Source organism: Bradyrhizobium sp. USDA 4532 (assembly GCF_024171315.1).
GTDB classification, from domain to species: domain Bacteria; phylum Pseudomonadota; class Alphaproteobacteria; order Rhizobiales; family Xanthobacteraceae; genus Bradyrhizobium; species Bradyrhizobium australafricanum.
Genome location: NZ_JALJZN010000001.1, coordinates 7,472,113 through 7,487,193, shown reverse-complemented (window position 1 = coordinate 7,487,193; position 15,081 = coordinate 7,472,113). Strand labels below are relative to the sequence as shown.

The window sequence follows — 15,081 nt, the reverse complement described above, 5'->3', positions numbered from 1 at the left end:
ACTATGGTCGATCCTCATCTACGCGCGCTAGCGCGCCTTCGATGACCTCGATCTCCTCGCGGAGGATATCGCTCACGATCGACGGCTTGAACCCTGGAATGGTGTGCATCTGAACATCATCCAGCAGTTGCTGACGATGGTGCCTCAGCTTTTCCAGGGCTTGGCGATCTTTCAACGAAACGTAGCCGGCAACAATCTGCTCGATGGCTTTCATCGGAAATGCGCTCTACAATAAGAATAACGTACTGCAATCTCTCGATTAAATTGGCCAAATCGCGTCCTGACAAGACCCCCGCCTTAGTGCTCGTGCGATAGCGTTAACGCTCAGTCCGTAAAAATCCGGACCTCCACGACATGATTCCGCCGCTTGTCGGGATCCGGCTGAAAGCGAGAAGTCGGCTCGATCGTCTTTGTCGAGTTACTTCCACGCAACACGATGGGGAGGATGCAGAAGAACCTGTCGCGCGACCGCTTCGCCGATATCTACTCGGCGCAGGTTCAGCAGCGAACCTGAAACGCGCTGCTGGACCCGCGCTGCGATACCCGTCGCGCGGCACCGCGGATCCTCAAAGATAGCAGCGATGCCGTGGACGGCGTTCCGTTCACCGGCTGCGAGCGATGTGTGTGACGCCGGTCAGGAGTGACGCGTAACGACGCCCGTCGGCGTGGCAAAGCCCTGGAGAGTCTTGATCCGCTTCTCGAGCCACCAGCCGAACTCGGGCGACCAATCTTCGAAACGGCTGTTGATGCCGAGATCGTGCGCCCAGTGGTGTGCGATGTTGGGATTGAACTGCGATTGCCGCCCGACGGCAATGAGGTCGGCTTGGCCTTTCTGAAGGATGGCCTCGGCCTGCTGCGCCTCGAGAATGATGCCGACGGCCATGGTGGTGACATCCGCCTCCTTGCGCACGCGCTCGGCGAAAGGAACCTGGAAGCCGAGGCTGCGCGGCACTTGCGCTGCCGTAGCCGCGCCGGAGATTCCGCCGGAGGAACAGTCGACGACGTCGACGCCGCGCGCCTTCAGCTCGCGCGCGAAGGCGACCGTATCATCCATGTTCCAGCCCTCGACGGTGCCGTCGACGGACGAGACGCGCACGAACAGCGGCATGTCCGCCGGCATTTCGCGGCGCACCGCCTCGACGATCTCGAGCGGCAGACGCATGCGCCCGGCGCGGTCGCCGCCATACTCGTCATTGCGTGTGTTGGAGACCGGCGACAGGAACGAGGCCAGCAGATAGCCGTGCGCGGTGTGAATCTCGATGGTGTCGAACCCGGCGGCAACCGCCCGCCTTGCAGCGGCTGCCCAGGTGCCGACCATGGCCTTGCACTCGGCGGTGGTCAATTGCCGTGGCGCCAGCCAGCCCTTGGCGACCGGCTCGGCGGTCGGGCCCACCGGCTGCCAGATCCTGGCGCCGGCTTTCAGATTCTCCTCGGTCAGCGGCCCCATGCCTTGCATGGCGGACTGTGCCGACGACTTGCGGCCGCCATGGCCGATCTGAATGCCGATCGCCGTCCCCTGACGCTTCATGAAGGCGACCAGCGGCTTGAAGCTCTCGGCCTGCTCGTCATTCCAGATGCCGAGATCGTTTTCGTTGGTGAGTCCGACTTCCTCCACCGCCGTCACTTCGACGAAGACGAGCCCAAATCCACCGAGCGCATAGCGACCAAGGTGTACGAGATGAAACGCTCCGCAGGTATTTCCTGGTTCGCAGCTGTAATGGACCATCGGCGGCACGACGAGGCGGTTCTTCAGCGTAAGGCCTCGAATCGTGAGTGGCTTGAACAGCATCGGCCGCCCGTCTTCTTTGCCGTTGATCATTTCACCACTCATGGAACTGTCTCCTTGCATGCTATGGCCGTCCGTTCGTGCCATGGACGGCAAGTCTTCAGGTACGTCTTGGGGGCCCCAGCGACGCGCGCGGGATGAACTCGTTGGGCACGAGCACGCGCCGCGGCTCGTGCGGACCGTCGTTTCGGATGCGATCGAGCAGCATGCCAGCCGCAATCCGGCCGACCTCCGCCTGATCCCAGCCGATGATGGCGACGGCCGGCGAGACGAGCTCGGCGAGCTCGGAATGGCCTGACGCGATCAGCGACACGTCCTCAGGTATCCGCAGGCCTCGCCCGCGCACCGCGCGCAGCACGCCAGACAGCATGTCGATGCCGCCGGAAATGATCGCGGTCGGAGGGTTGCGCTGGCCGAGCAATGCCGAGGTGATACGAAATCCAGCGCCGGGCAGGAAGCTCCCGGCGTGAACGAGCGAGGGATCGGGCTCGAGATTTCGCGCGGCAAAAGCCTCCTGATAGCCGCGAACGCGTTCGCGCGCCGGATAGAGCCCGGCGTCGCCGGTGATCAGCGCCACGCGCCGATGACCAAGATCGAGCAAATGACTGACCGCGACGCGCATCCCTTCGGCGTGATCGGCCATAACGGCATCAGTCCAATCCGGCTGATCACGATCGATCAGCACGATCGGAATATCGAGATCGCGCAGGAAGGCCTCGAACTCACCGGCGATCGGCGTGTACGGCCCCATCATCACGCCGTCGGCCTGCCGCCGCGACAGCCGGCTGAGCAGCTCTCGCTCACGCTCCTTGCGGCCTTCCGAGTTGGATATGAGCAGCGAGAAGCCGACCTCGTCCAGCACGTCGTGCGCGGCTTTGACGAAGCCCGCCAGTTGCGGAATGTTGATCTCACGCAAGATGCAGCCGATCGTGTGGGTCGACCGGATGCGCATGCTCTGCGCCACCGCGTTCGGCGTATAGCCCAGATCATCGATTGCGCGCTGGACCTTCCGGCGGATGTCGGGATGGACGGTGGCATTGGCATTGAGCACCCGCGACACCGTGCCGGTCGAAACGCCCGCTGCGGTCGCCACGTCGCGGATCGTCAATTTGCTTCCGCGACCTGCCGTTTGCTGTTCTGCCATCACCATCACCGGGGCTGAGACCTCAATCCCCTGCACAATACGCGGAAGCCAATTCGGCCGCAGGTGCTATCCACCGGCCGAAGGCAAATGATTTGTGCATTTCTCCACCGTGATCCAAACGGCCTGGCCTCCCGTCCTTGTTCCGGAACGATCAGATGGCGTCGGCTTCGACGATATTGCGGCTCATACTTCGAACGCCCACTGCTCCGCCACCAGGCTGTATCGGCCTGCCTCGCGCCGCAAATGTCCGAACCCGGGGAAATGCAGATGCATGCCGCCGACCAGCATGTCGTCAGTGACCACCATGTCGAACATCATCTGACGAGCGGCCGCGGCGGCCTCGGGGTCGGTGTCGAATTCCATTGTCACTTCCGGACGTGCAACCTGGATCTCCGGCACATGGACCGTGTCTCCCCAAACCACCATTGATTCGCGGCCGCGTGATACGACATAGGCGGTGTGGCCGGGGGTATGACCGTGGATCGGGATCGCCGTGACGCCCGGGAGCACCTCGCCCTTCCGGAATGTCTTGACGCGATCGGCAGCCATATAGGGCTTCAGCTGGGTGCGGCCGGCCTCGAAATAGCGGCGCCGGGGCCGCTCGGCCGCCTTGGCCATCGCCTCGTCGTTGAACCAGTGATTGATCTCGTTCTCATGGACGATGACTTCCGCATTGGGAAACAGCCGCGTTCCGGTTGCGGCATCTGTCAGCCCGTTCGAATGGTCGGGATGGACATGGGTCAGCAGCACCGCGTCGACCGAGGCCGGATCGATACCGGCTGCAGCGAGATTTGCCGGCAGGCGGCCGCAGGTCGGCCCCATCAGATCCGCCGATCCGCAGTCGATCAGGTAGGTCCGGTTGTCCATGCGCACGGCAAAGGCGTTGACCGAGATGCGCGGCGGCGAGGTGCGATGATCGCGCGCCAGAATGGCTTTGGTTTCCTCCTCGGGGATATTGCGAAAGATCGTGTATCCCATGTCGACGTAACCGTCGCTGAGGCCGGTGACCAGCGCGTCGCCAAGCCTGCGGTGATAGACTCCTGCGACTTGCGTTGAGGGTGAAGTGCTCATTGTGCGTCCCCTTGCCAGAATCTTGCAACGATCGCTGCATCGTCGCGCCTGTGGTGCCAGCTCCGGCCCACGCCAAGTTGGGCCTTCGACCAGAGCCTGATCTGCATCAGCGCGTAGGCCCAGGTGACGGCAAACACGTCCATCACGGGAGCACCGGCGATGCGGTGGACGCCGTGACGAACCAGGAGTTCCGCCAGCACGCCTTCCGCCGGAATGATGACGTCAGCGCCGCGCGCCACCAGGCGCTCGGCCGCGGCGGTGAAATTTGCGATGACCGGAGCCGGATCGACGTAAGCGCGCGCCAGCTGCGGCTCGTCGAGCGGCGGATCCATCGCCGCAACCTCCAGCACACGGGCGGCGAGCTTGTGCTTATCGACCGCAACCTTCGTCATCCACTGCACCGCCGGCGCATTGGAGATCAACGCCACATAGCTGCCGAGCGAGCAGCCGACCAGAAGACCACTCTCGGTCAGCGAGGCGACGGGAATATCCACCGCGGAGCGGATCTCGCGCAGAAACGGCTCGCTGAACGAACCGATCACGAAGGCATCATAACCCTGCCGCTCGGCGGTGATCGCATTGTCGATCACCCGGCTGAGAATGCGGTGATAGGCGAATGCATTGCCGAGCACCGCAGTGGCCGAAGCGCCGGCGTATGATCCGGACGGAAGCCCGTGGACGACGACCTCGGCGTCGTCGCCAAGGATTTCCGCCGCATGGGCATCGAGCGCGCGCTTGTAGACTTCGAGATGATCGAGCTCGTTGACCGACTGGTGCCAGATGCGCGGCGTCGATCCCTTCCCAAGCATTGCCGCGCTCATGCGTCGCCCCGGTCGTTGGTCAGGCGAAGCGAGCGGATCGACCCGAGGTCCTCGATATTCCAGAGCTGCTCGAACAGCGCTGCGGCCTGGCCTTGCTTGAACACCCGGGTCGCGCATTCCATGAACTTATCCTGCAGTTCATCGCGCGAGAGCGGGCGCTGCCAGCTGCCCTTGGCATGAACCACCGGCGCGTGCTCAAGCACTTCGCCCGACGTCAACAAGACGCTGACGCGGTCGGCCGGCGCGAACGGCTGGTCGCCCGGCATGATCTCGTCCGTCGTCGTGCAGCGGACCTTGGCGAAGGTAGCGCCGACATCCGGCCGCGAGACGAACTCATCGGTGAGCTCGGACAGCCCGACACGGCCGGCGATCAGCGCGGCGGTCATCGCGAATTCCATGCTGAACTTGGCCTCGAGACCGGTCTGCGGATTGGTGTTGCGCAACATAAGCCTTTGCGTGACGCCGGTGTGGACGCGAATTTCCCTCACGTCGTCGGGTTTGAGCTTGTGCGCATTCACCAGGCCAATCATCGCGTCGATCGAACGATGGGTCGCATAGCAGGTCGGATAGCGCTTCACATTGATGCCGAGATCGGCAAGCCGCCAGTTGCGGCCGATATCGATCGTGCCGTTTTCGATATCCGGCATGCCGGAGGGCGAATGGGCGCGCAGGAAGCCGGTTTGGTGCTCGAGCACGTCCAGCGATGCGGTAAATCCCTGATCGGCGAGGCGCGCGGCAAGCACGCCAGATTGGGCGGTGCGGCCGGCATGCAGCGATTTGGTCATGGTGCCGAAATTGGCGACCAGTCCGGAGGCGAGCGAGGCGGCGATCGCGATGGCATGCGCGGTCTTCGTGGAGTCGAGATTGCGCAGCCGCGCACAGGCGGCCGCGGTGGCGAGCGCGCCCATCACGGCCGTCGGGTGAAAGCCGCGCTCATGGAGGTGACCGGGCTCCAGCGCAATGACCTGCGCCCAGACTTCGTAGCCCGCGGCATAGGCGGCGAGCGCGTCGGCACCGCTGGAGTCGAGCGACCAGCCTTCGGCCAGGATGGCCGGCACCAGCACCGTGCTCGGATGTCCGGCCAGCGCCACGTCGTCATAGTCGAGCACATGCGCCGCGACGCCGTTGACGAGCGCAGCATCCGGCGCCGCGAGATTGCGGCCCGAAGGAACCTCGGGCGCGCCGTCGTTCTGCGTGGACGCGGCCACCATCGCCGACACGATCCGCACCGGCTGCTCGGCGGCGCCAGCGATCATGACGCCGACGCAGTCGATGATGCCGGTCCGCGCCGCCTCGCGGCAGCGGCCGGACAGATCGGACAGCTTGAGGCCGGCTACAAAATTGGCCGTCTGACGCGTGATATCCAGCATGGGTCGTCTCCTCAGTAGGAACGCGGAAGACCGAGCACGTGCTGCGCCACAAAGGCCAGCACCATGTTGGTCGAGATCGGGGCTGTCTGGTAAAGACGGACCTCACGCCACTTGCGCTCGACGTCGTATTCCTGCGCAAAGGCGAAGCCGCCATGGGTCTGGAATGTCGTATCGGCAGCCTTCCAGGTGGCCTCCGACGCCAGCAGCTTGGCGATGTTGGCGTCTGCTCCGCAGGGCTGCCCGGCCTGGAACAGCGCGGCGGCGCGGCGGCACATCATGTCGGCGGCTTCGAGTTCGGCGTAGGCGCGCGCCAGCGGAAACTGGATGCCTTGATTCTGGCCGATCGATCGTCCGAAGACGCGCCGCTCATTGGCATAGGCGACGCCCTTGCCGAGAAGCCAGCGTCCGTCGCCCACACATTCGGAGGCGACCAGGATTCGTTCGGCGTTCATGCCGTCGAGGATGTAGCGAAAGCCCTTGCCTTCCTCCCCGATGAGATTGGCGACCGGCACTTTCAGGTTCTCGATGAACACCTCTGTCGTATTGTGATTGACCATCGCCTTGATCGGGCGGATTTCGACGCCGTTGCCCTTGGCCTCACGCAAGTCGACGAGGAACACCGAAAGTCCGTCGGTGCGCCGCTTCACCTGATCGACCGGACTGGTGCGCGCCAGCAGCAGCATCAGGTCGGAGTGCAGCGCCCGCGACGTCCAGACCTTCTGGCCGTTGACGACATAGACGTCCCCCTGACGCTCGGCGCGGGTCTTGAGTTGGGTGGTATCGGAGCCGGTATTGGGCTCGGTTACGCCAAAGGCCTGCAGCCGCAGCCGTCCCGCCGCGATTTCCGGCAGGTAGGTCCGCTTCTGGGTCTCGTTGCCGTGACGAAGCAACGTACCCATGATGTACATCTGGGCATGCGCGGGACTGGCGCTGCAGCCGTTCGCATTGATCTCTTCGAGGATCACTGCCGCCGCACGCAGCGGCAGGCCCGAACCGCCATATTCCTCCGGGATCAGCGCGCCGAGGAATCCCGCCTCCGTCAACGCCGCGACGAATTCGGTCGGATAGGCGCTTTGATCGTCGAGCTTGCGCCAGTATTCGCCCGGAAAGCCCCTGCAGATCTGCCGCACCGTGTTGCGCAGGTCGGAGAAATCCTCGCCCAACGTGACGGTGACCTCCATGTCGGCGGTTTGGGCGGCGTCGTGATAGTTCATGTCATATCCTTTCAGGCGGCGGCGCTGGCCGACACGCGGAACGTTTTGGGCAGGCCGGCGCGGGCGATCGCGCCGGAGAACCGTTCGCCGGGCAGCCAGCTCTCGACCTCGCGTCGCAAGGCAACCAGCCGCTCGACATCGGCGCCGGTATCGAAACCGAGTTGCTCGAGCAGGAAGACGGTATCCTCGGTGTCGATGTTGCCGGTGGCGCCGGGTGCGAACGGACAGCCGCCGAGTCCGGCGAGGGATGCGTCGAAGGCGCGTACACCCGCATCCAGTGCCGCCGTCACATTGGCGAGACCGAGACCGCGCGTGTCGTGGAAGTGGCAGGCGACCGGCAGTGGACGCACCGCTGCGATCACCGCGCCCATCAGGCGGCGGACCTGACCCGGATCGCCATAGCCGACCGTATCGGCGACGATGATCTCGTCGGCGCCCATCCCAGCGAGTCGCACCGCGATCTCGACCACTCGTGCCTCCGATACCGTCCCCGAGATGGTGCAGCCGAATGCGGTCGCGATGCCCGCACCAAGTCCGATTCGTGCCCCGGGGCGCTGATCGCGCGCCGCGGCGATGCGCGCGAAGTCCTGCAGCGACTCTTCTGTGCTGCGGCGAACATTGGCCTGGTTGTGCTCCTCGCTCGCCGACAGCACGTAGTTGACGATTGGCACACCGAGCGCGAAGGCACGCTCGGCCCCCTTCAGATTCGGAACCAGAACCGAGGGCCGCAAGCCCGGCATTGTCAGCGCGCCGCCGGCCACCTCCTCCGCATCGGCAAATTGCGGGATCACCTTGGCCGGCACGAATGAGGTCACCTCGATCCCGCGGATTCCGGCCTCCACCGCGCCACGACACCAGGCCAGCTTGCGCGCGCTCGGCAGGATGGTTTTGACCATCTGAATGCCGTCGCGGGGTCCGACCTCGCGAACATGAGCTTTCTCACGCATTTCGCGCCTCCTCCTACTTGCCTTGAAAGTTGGGTTTGCGGCGCTCATTGAACGCCAGCACCCCTTCGCGCCGGTCCGCGGTCGGGACCAGACGGTTGTAGGCCTCGATCTCGAAGGCGAGGCCATCGGCGAGCGACATCTGCAAACCGCGATGGATCGCCTGCTTGGCCTGGCGCACCGAGATCGGGCCATTGGCAGCGATGCGATGGGCGATGGCGAAGGTCGCCTCCAGCAACTCCCCTGGCGGCAGCACCCGATTGACCAGCCCCCACTGCTCGGCCTCGGCAGCCGAGAACGGCTGCCCGGACAGGATCAATTCCTTGGCGCGGCGCTCGCCGACGGCGCGCGGCAGATTCTGCGTGCCGCCGCCACCCGGCATGATGCCGAGCGTCACTTCGGTCAGCGCGAAGCGCGCATTGGTCGAGGCGTAGACGAAGTCGAGCGCCGCGGCGATCTCGCAGCCGCCGCCATAGGCCGCACCATTGATCGCGCCGATCACGGGAATCGGACAGCCCAGCAGAGCGCGCAGCATGCGCTCGAAGACCAGATGCTGCGCCTGCCAGGCCTCGTCCGTCATGCCGTTGCGCTGCTTCAGATCGCCCCCGGCGCAGAACGCCTTGTCGCCGTGTCCGGTCAGGATCACCGCGCGCAACCCCTCGATGTCGGTCGAGAAGCCCTCGAACAGCTCCACCAGATCGAGGCCCATCTGGGTGTTCATCGCATTCGACGCTTCCGGCCGGTGCAAGGTCACCAGCAGGATATCGCCATCACGCCGTTCGACCTTGATGGTCTGGAAATCAGTTCGCATTGATGGCTCCCTTGCTCGCAGGCTTTCGAAGAATGGCATTGTGCTGGCCGAGCGCCGGCGCAGCGGTGCGTGCGCGCGGTCGCATACCGTCGAAGGCAAGCGGAACGCCGACAAGATCGATATCGTCGCCAGCACATCGCACCATCATGTCGAGGGCGCGGGTTTGCGGATGCTCCGCAACCTGATCGGTGGTCAGCAGCGGTGCATTGGGAACCCCGGCGCCGTCGAGAATGAAGCCAAGCGCATCGGCCGTATACTTACGCACCGCGGCCGCGATTTGGGGGATCAGTCGTTCGCGGTTGACGACCCTTGCCGCGTTGGTCGCGAAGTCAGGATCATGCGCAAGCGCCTCGAGGCTCAACGCCACGCACAGCTTGCGGAACAGATTGTCGTTGCCGGCGGCAATCATCAGCCATCCGTCGGACGCCTCGAATGCCTGATAGGGCGCGATTTCCGCGGTGCCCGATCCATAGGGCTTGCGCACCTCACCTGACGCCGCATAGCCGGCCAGCGGAACGGTCATCCACGCGAGCCCGGTCTCGTAAAGCGAGGTCGCAACGCTGCGACCCTGACCGCCCTTGTTGCGCGCCACCAACGCAGCGAGCATGCCGATCACTGCCCACATGCCGGAGCCCATGTCGACCAGCGAGACGCCGACACGCACCGGCGGCCGGCCGCCCTCGCCGGTAACGCTCATGATGCCGGTGCTGGCCTGGGCGAGCGGATCGTAGCCGGGCTTGCTGGCGAGCGGCCCCTTGGCGCCGAACGCGCCGATGTCGCACCAGATCAGCGATGGCTTCGCGGCGCTGAGCGCATCCGCGGTGAGACCAAACTTGTCCAGAATGCCGGGCCGCAGATTCTGGATGACGGCATCGGCCTCGTTCAGGATCAGCGACTTCAGCCTCTCGCAATCCTCCGCCGCGCCGAAATCGACGGTGATGCCTTCCTTGCCGCGATTGAGACTATGGAACACACTTGCCGTTCCGTTCCAGAACGGCGGCCCCCAGCCACGCGCATAATCGCCGCTCTTGGGATTTTCGACCTTGATCACACGGGCGCCGAGATCGGCCAGAATCAATCCGGCATAGGGGGCGGCCACGCTGTGTCCGAGTTCAATCACGGTGATACTAGCGAGCGGCTTGTCAACGTCCATCAAATCCTCCCGGCTGCCGCAAGGGCCGCCGACGTTCCTGTTGTCATCAATCGATTCATCATGTCGAGCGGCGTCGCTTTCACGACTTGTCCTGCGCATTGTCGGCAACCAGCACCGCGCCGTTGACGAAGCTCGCGCGGTCGGACAGCGCGAAGACGATCAAATTGGCGAGTTCCTCCGGCGTGCCCCAGCGCGTGTTGCGCATCGAGTTATTTTCCGACCAGCGCTTGCGTTCGGCTTCCGCCTCCTCTTCGCCCAGATTGCGCTTGGCGAGCTCACGCTCCCATTTTGCAAAACGTTCCGGAGTATTGACGAAACCGGGAACGACGCAGTTGACGCGAATGTTGTGCGGCCCGAATTCGTTGGCGAGAATCTTGGAGAAGCGGATTTCGGCCGACTTGGCCGGACCGGTGCATGACGACAGGAACGGCGGCATCGTCACCATGATCCCGGTTTCGCCCGACACGTTGACGATGCCGCCGCCGTTCTGCTCGATCATGATCGGGATGATGCGCTGACAGATACGGAACTGAGCGAAGAAATTGATCGCCATGCCGTATTGCAGTTCCTCGTCGGTGACTTCGAGGAACGGCTTGTAGGTGCCCGTGCCGGCATTGTTGACCAGGATGTCGACGCGGCCGAGACGGTCGCGGGCGACCGCCGGCAGCCGCTCGATCTGCTTCAGATCCGTCACATCAAGCGACAGCGTTTCGACCTTGACGCCGGTGCTCCGCTCGACGTCAGAACGACATTCGGCCAGCGCGTCCTCGCGGCGCGCGCAGACCAGAACCTTGACACCCTCCTCCGCCAGCAAGCGTACGGTCTCGAGACCAATGCCCTTGCTGCCGCCGGTGACGATCGCAGTCTTGCCTTCAAGTCCAAGTTTCATTTGATCGCATCCCTTTGAGATCGGGTCAGGCGGTCGAGCAGCCTGCGCACAGGCATCGATCCGCCACTACGTGCCGAGGCGAAAACCTCGGCCGCAAGGCTGGCGCCTTCGCCGGCCGGAATTCCGGTGCCGGCCAGGCGGCTATCGAAAACCTCGGTGGCGCGGGCTTCGTCCTGGAACACCAGAACCTTGGGCGCCTCGCGCGCGGTCCGGCGAAGACGCGCACCATTTTCCATCTCCAACTCGACGGTCGCGTCGAGATGGGTGCCGACCGCGTCCGGCTCGACGATCGTCTTTCCGACGAGTGCCATGATCTCCCGGTCCTGGCGGTGCTCGACGCCCATCTCGTAGTCGAGGCGGCCGTAGCGCAGCATGGCGGCGACCGCAAAGGCGGTGCTGGCCTGGGTCTGCACGGTCCGCGTGAACGGTCCCTTGAATGACGTTCCCGGATATTGCGTATAGGGCTCCCAGATCGTCACGGTGATCCGCTTCACCTGCGACAGATCGATGCCGTCGCGGTGAAGCATATGCGCCGCCAGCACCGCCGACATGTTGTCGCCCAGGGTTGCGAACGGCTTTGCCATGATGCCGATCATCGTCGCGACATCGGGGCCTCGCTGCCATTGTTCTGGCGTGCGATCGAGGCCGGCAAGCGAGCGCAACAATCCCTTCGGTCCTTCCAGCGCATCGGGCGCCCCCTGGACGCCGCGCGCCGCAAGCTCCGCGGCCACCAGCCCGCCCTGGGCGGCGCGCCCGTTCTGTACGCGCCATTCATCGGAGCCGCAGCGCACCGGCTCCAGCGTGCCGCCGGTCGTGCAGGCCGCGATTGCAACCGCGCTGGTGGACCTCGGTGGATCGAGCCCAAGTGCGGCTGCGGCCGCCGCCGCAGCACCGATCGTGCCGAAGGTCGGGCTGGTCCGCACGCCCCTGCCGATCAGGCCGCGGGCAACGACTTCACCCGCACCAAGCCATTTGAGCGTGGAGTAGCCGACCGTGAGAGCGGTCAATACGGTGCGCAGCGGCGCATCCAGCGTTTCACCAAGCGACACCGCGACCGGCGCAATCAGGGATCCCGGGTGCGTCCATGAATCGTGGTCGGTGTCGTCCTGAAAATGGGCGTGAACGGCAATGCCGTTAGCGAGAACCGCCTCGGACAGCGCGGCATGTTTGCCGCTCGCCCAGATGCGCGCGGTGCGCGGTCCAGGCAGCACCTCCGCGGACATCGCGCGCGCGGCCGCGGCCGTCGGCTCGTGTCGCGCCGCGAGCGCGAGCCCCAGCGAGTCCAGCAGGCAAATGGCTGCCTTCGTGGCGACATCCGGGGACAGTTCGCTCGCCGACGTCGTTGCGGCGAAGGTCCCGAGCAGCGCAGTGGCGTTCAAAGTAGCGGACATCACAAATACTCCTCGGCAAGCGCAACGTCGCGAATTTCGGCGACGGTGCCGCTCCGCCTGACCTCGCCACCGCGCATCACGTAGCCGCGTGTGGCAAGCTTGAGCGCCGGACGCGCCATCTGCTCGGTCATGAGAATGGTCGTGCCGCGCTGTTGCATATGACGGATCGCCTCGCTGATCTGCGCGATCCACACCGGCGCGAGCCCGAGGAAGGGTTCATCCAGCAGCAGCAGCTTGGGAAACGAACTCATGGCGCGCGCCAAGGCGACGATCTGCTGTTGTCCCCCCGACAATTGTCCGGCCGGCTGGCTGGCGCGCTCCTTCAGGATCGGAAAGATGCCACAAAGCCAGGCCCAGGCTTGGCGCTGGCTCGCTCCGCCGTGCCAGCAGGCGCCGCTCAGGACGTTGTCAGCGACCGACATGGTCGGGAACACGCGGCGCCCTTCGGGCGAATACCCAATTCCGGCCCGCGCGCGCCCATCGCAGGATACGGCACTGAGATCACGGCCCGCGAAGCGCACGCTGCCATGCGAGGCCTGGACCAGACCGATGATGGCGTTGATCAGGCTCGACTTGCCGGCACCATTGGCGCCGATCAGCAGCACCGTCTCGCCCTCGGCGACGTCGATCGAGACGCCGCTGATTGCCGTGATGCCGCCGTAGCGGACTTCGAGGTCTTTCACCGCCAGCATCAGGCCGCCTCCTCGTCCACTGTCCCGAGATAGGCGTCAATGACATCCTTGCGTGCCAGGACGTCGGCCGGAGCGCCCTCGGCCAGGACACGACCGGAATCGAGAACCAGTATTCTTGGACAGAGGCGGCGCACGAGATCCATGTCATGCTCGACGATCAGGACCCCGCAACCGAGCTCCGTCCTCACGTGGCGCACGAAAGCATCGACCCGCAGGCGCTCCCGCCGCTCGAGACCGGCCGCCGGCTCGTCGAGCAGGAGGACTTTCGGCCGGGCGGCGCAAGCCAGAATAAGGCCCAGCATCTTCTGGAGCCCGTACGGCAGCTTGTCGCTCTGCTCGTCGAGCTGCGGTTCGAGCTCGAACTCGTCGATCAGCGGCGCGACGCTGTCCCATCCGGGCCCACTGCCGCTGAAGCGAAGGGCCCTCGAAATGTTCTCGCGGACCGATGCCGTACGGAAGGTGTTGGTCTGTTGGAAGCTGCGGATAATTCCCATGCGACTGACGGCATGCAGCGGCTTGCCGGTCATATCCTTGCCGTCGAGCCGCACCCGGCCGATGGTCGGCGGCAGCATGCCGCAAATGACGTTGATGAGCGTGGTCTTGCCGGCGCCGTTCGGCCCTATGACGCCAAGGACGTCGCCTGGCGGGATGGCGAAGCTGACATTGTCGAAGACATGCAGCCCGCCGAAACGCTTGGAGATGGCTGCGACCTCGAGCAGCGCGCCGCCGTCGGTCCGTCCGGTGCGTTCAGCCGTCATTGCAGGGGCTCCATCGCATTGGGCACACTCAGCGTCGGCGACGAGGCGACGGTGGAAGACCGCGACGGCGACGGTGGCGAAAACACGCGGACGCCGAGGCGATGGATCGTCCCGACGACACCCTCGCGCGCGACCAGCACCACCACCACGATCAGGAAGCCGAACAGGAACTGGGAATACTCCCCGCGCAATGCGAAGACGTCTCCCGCCCAGATCAGCAGGGCGCCACCGACAACCGGGCCAAGCATGCTGCTCTTCCCACCGATGATCGCATAGGCAATGTAGTTGACCGATGACAGCGCGCTGAACGAGGTCGGATGGGCCGTGAGCAGCATGTTGACGAGGGCGAAGCCGGCGAGCCCGGATACGCCCGCGGCGATGGCGAAGCCGAACGCCTTGTAGTGCCAGACGACGAGACCAAGACTCTGGGCGAGCAGTTCGTTCTCCTCGATCGCCGCGAAATGCTGGCGCAGCGTGCGGGTCACCGCAGCGGTGACGATAGCGCCGGCGAGCGCCAGCCCGATCGTGACCTGCAGCACCGCGCGGTTGTCGGCGAGCTCCAGCCCGAACAGCGTCACGACCGGCATGCCGACCAGTCCATTGGACCCGCCGGTCCACCCCGGCGTTTCAAACAGCAACAGTTGCGTGATCTCGGTGAGGACGAACGTGACCAGCACGAAATAGACGCCGGTCAGACGGAGCACCAGCGCGCCGAGCGGCAGCGCAAACAGCGCCGGCACCACGAAGCTCGCAAGCCCCAGCAGCAGCACATCGGTCACGCCGTGACGAAGCCCCAGGATCGCGACGGTGTAACCGCCGATCGCCATGAAGGTCGGCACCGCGAAGGTCATCAGATTCATGCGCAGCATGATGTAGACGCTGAACGCGGCCGTAATCGCGATCAGCATCTGGTTGGCCAGCGAATAGACCATCGGGTTCTGGCTGAGCCAGGGAACTACGAAAGCGGCCGCGATGACCACGACGCTTGCTGCCTCGGCCAGGTCGCCGCGCTTGGAAAGGGTGCGGGCTGTCATGTG

The 15,081-nt window shown here is 64.8% G+C and carries 15 protein-coding genes; all 15 read right to left on the bottom strand.

What is annotated here, in order from left to right; genetic code table 11:
* Position 1: 1 nt before the first annotated feature.
* Positions 2 to 214, bottom strand: coding sequence for a hypothetical protein (locus J2R76_RS34590; protein WP_028333410.1), 213 nt, complete (start codon positions 212 to 214; stop codon positions 2 to 4).
* 420 nt (positions 215 to 634) lie between these two features.
* Positions 635 to 1,831, bottom strand: a complete 1,197-nt coding sequence (locus tag J2R76_RS34585) for an NADH:flavin oxidoreductase/NADH oxidase (RefSeq protein WP_253589173.1) — start codon at positions 1,829 to 1,831, stop codon at positions 635 to 637.
* Between the two features lie 55 nt (positions 1,832 to 1,886).
* On the bottom strand, positions 1,887 to 2,894 hold the full coding sequence (locus J2R76_RS34580) for a LacI family DNA-binding transcriptional regulator (protein ID WP_233475241.1): 1,008 nt from the start codon (positions 2,892 to 2,894) through the stop codon (positions 1,887 to 1,889).
* Positions 2,895 to 3,113: 219 nt separating this feature from the next.
* A complete protein-coding gene (locus J2R76_RS34575; RefSeq protein ID WP_253625494.1) occupies positions 3,114 to 4,001 on the bottom strand; it encodes an MBL fold metallo-hydrolase in 888 nt (295 codons plus the stop codon).
* Positions 3,998 to 4,810: an aspartate/glutamate racemase family protein gene (locus tag J2R76_RS34570; RefSeq protein WP_253589171.1), complete on the bottom strand. Its 813-nt coding sequence runs from the start codon at positions 4,808 to 4,810 to the stop codon at positions 3,998 to 4,000. Before J2R76_RS34570 ends, J2R76_RS34575 begins: the two co-directional genes overlap by 4 nt.
* An 8-nt stretch (positions 4,811 to 4,818) precedes the next feature.
* Positions 4,819 to 6,192, bottom strand: coding sequence for an MmgE/PrpD family protein (locus J2R76_RS34565; RefSeq protein WP_253589170.1), 1,374 nt, complete (start codon positions 6,190 to 6,192; stop codon positions 4,819 to 4,821).
* Between the two features lie 11 nt (positions 6,193 to 6,203).
* Positions 6,204 to 7,406 carry an acyl-CoA dehydrogenase family protein gene (locus tag J2R76_RS34560; RefSeq protein ID WP_375166548.1) on the bottom strand — a complete coding sequence of 401 codons (1,203 nt, stop codon included), beginning with the start codon at positions 7,404 to 7,406 and terminating at the stop codon, positions 6,204 to 6,206.
* Between the two features lie 11 nt (positions 7,407 to 7,417).
* Positions 7,418 to 8,353 (bottom strand): hydroxymethylglutaryl-CoA lyase, encoded by a 936-nt coding sequence (locus tag J2R76_RS34555; protein WP_253589169.1) that lies wholly within the window; start codon positions 8,351 to 8,353, stop codon positions 7,418 to 7,420.
* A 13-nt stretch (positions 8,354 to 8,366) separates the two neighbouring features.
* Entirely contained in the window at positions 8,367 to 9,161 is a 795-nt protein-coding gene (locus J2R76_RS34550) for an enoyl-CoA hydratase/isomerase family protein (RefSeq protein ID WP_057017381.1), read from the bottom strand.
* Positions 9,151 to 10,314: a CaiB/BaiF CoA-transferase family protein gene (locus J2R76_RS34545; protein WP_253589168.1), complete on the bottom strand. Its 1,164-nt coding sequence runs from the start codon at positions 10,312 to 10,314 to the stop codon at positions 9,151 to 9,153. The genes J2R76_RS34550 and J2R76_RS34545 overlap by 11 nt, the downstream gene beginning before the upstream one ends.
* 79 nt (positions 10,315 to 10,393) lie before the next feature.
* Positions 10,394 to 11,203: an SDR family NAD(P)-dependent oxidoreductase gene (locus tag J2R76_RS34540; protein ID WP_057017379.1), complete on the bottom strand. Its 810-nt coding sequence runs from the start codon at positions 11,201 to 11,203 to the stop codon at positions 10,394 to 10,396.
* The gene (locus J2R76_RS34535; protein WP_076826882.1) at positions 11,200 to 12,594 is read right to left on the bottom strand and encodes an MmgE/PrpD family protein; all 1,395 of its coding nucleotides are present in this window, start codon (positions 12,592 to 12,594) and stop codon (positions 11,200 to 11,202) included. Before J2R76_RS34535 ends, J2R76_RS34540 begins: the two co-directional genes overlap by 4 nt.
* The gene (locus J2R76_RS34530; RefSeq protein ID WP_050387518.1) at positions 12,594 to 13,286 is read right to left on the bottom strand and encodes an ABC transporter ATP-binding protein; all 693 of its coding nucleotides are present in this window, start codon (positions 13,284 to 13,286) and stop codon (positions 12,594 to 12,596) included. The genes J2R76_RS34535 and J2R76_RS34530 overlap by 1 nt, the downstream gene beginning before the upstream one ends.
* Positions 13,286 to 14,044 carry an ABC transporter ATP-binding protein gene (locus J2R76_RS34525; protein ID WP_076826880.1) on the bottom strand — a complete coding sequence of 253 codons (759 nt, stop codon included), beginning with the start codon at positions 14,042 to 14,044 and terminating at the stop codon, positions 13,286 to 13,288. The genes J2R76_RS34530 and J2R76_RS34525 overlap by 1 nt, the downstream gene beginning before the upstream one ends.
* Positions 14,041 to 15,078: a branched-chain amino acid ABC transporter permease gene (locus J2R76_RS34520; RefSeq protein WP_253625493.1), complete on the bottom strand. Its 1,038-nt coding sequence runs from the start codon at positions 15,076 to 15,078 to the stop codon at positions 14,041 to 14,043. The genes J2R76_RS34525 and J2R76_RS34520 overlap by 4 nt, the downstream gene beginning before the upstream one ends.
* Between the last annotated feature and the right edge of the window lie 3 nt (positions 15,079 to 15,081).

Coding starts and splice junctions, on each gene's coding strand:
- J2R76_RS34525 (WP_076826880.1), bottom strand. CDS start 14,044: ATGACGGCTGAACGCACCGGACGGACCGACGGCGGCGCGCTGCTCGAG.
- J2R76_RS34565 (WP_253589170.1), bottom strand. CDS start 6,192: ATGCTGGATATCACGCGTCAGACGGCCAATTTTGTAGCCGGCCTCAAG.
- J2R76_RS34585 (WP_253589173.1), bottom strand. CDS start 1,831: ATGAGTGGTGAAATGATCAACGGCAAAGAAGACGGGCGGCCGATGCTG.
- J2R76_RS34520 (WP_253625493.1), bottom strand. CDS start 15,078: ATGACAGCCCGCACCCTTTCCAAGCGCGGCGACCTGGCCGAGGCAGCA.
- J2R76_RS34535 (WP_076826882.1), bottom strand. CDS start 12,594: ATGTCCGCTACTTTGAACGCCACTGCGCTGCTCGGGACCTTCGCCGCA.
- J2R76_RS34540 (WP_057017379.1), bottom strand. CDS start 11,203: ATGAAACTTGGACTTGAAGGCAAGACTGCGATCGTCACCGGCGGCAGC.
- J2R76_RS34550 (WP_057017381.1), bottom strand. CDS start 9,161: ATGCGAACTGATTTCCAGACCATCAAGGTCGAACGGCGTGATGGCGAT.
- J2R76_RS34575 (WP_253625494.1), bottom strand. CDS start 4,001: ATGAGCACTTCACCCTCAACGCAAGTCGCAGGAGTCTATCACCGCAGG.
- J2R76_RS34560 (WP_375166548.1), bottom strand. CDS start 7,406: ATGAACTATCACGACGCCGCCCAAACCGCCGACATGGAGGTCACCGTC.
- J2R76_RS34555 (WP_253589169.1), bottom strand. CDS start 8,353: ATGCGTGAGAAAGCTCATGTTCGCGAGGTCGGACCCCGCGACGGCATT.
- J2R76_RS34545 (WP_253589168.1), bottom strand. CDS start 10,314: ATGGACGTTGACAAGCCGCTCGCTAGTATCACCGTGATTGAACTCGGA.
- J2R76_RS34590 (WP_028333410.1), bottom strand. CDS start 214: ATGAAAGCCATCGAGCAGATTGTTGCCGGCTACGTTTCGTTGAAAGAT.
- J2R76_RS34570 (WP_253589171.1), bottom strand. CDS start 4,810: ATGCTTGGGAAGGGATCGACGCCGCGCATCTGGCACCAGTCGGTCAAC.
- J2R76_RS34530 (WP_050387518.1), bottom strand. CDS start 13,286: ATGCTGGCGGTGAAAGACCTCGAAGTCCGCTACGGCGGCATCACGGCA.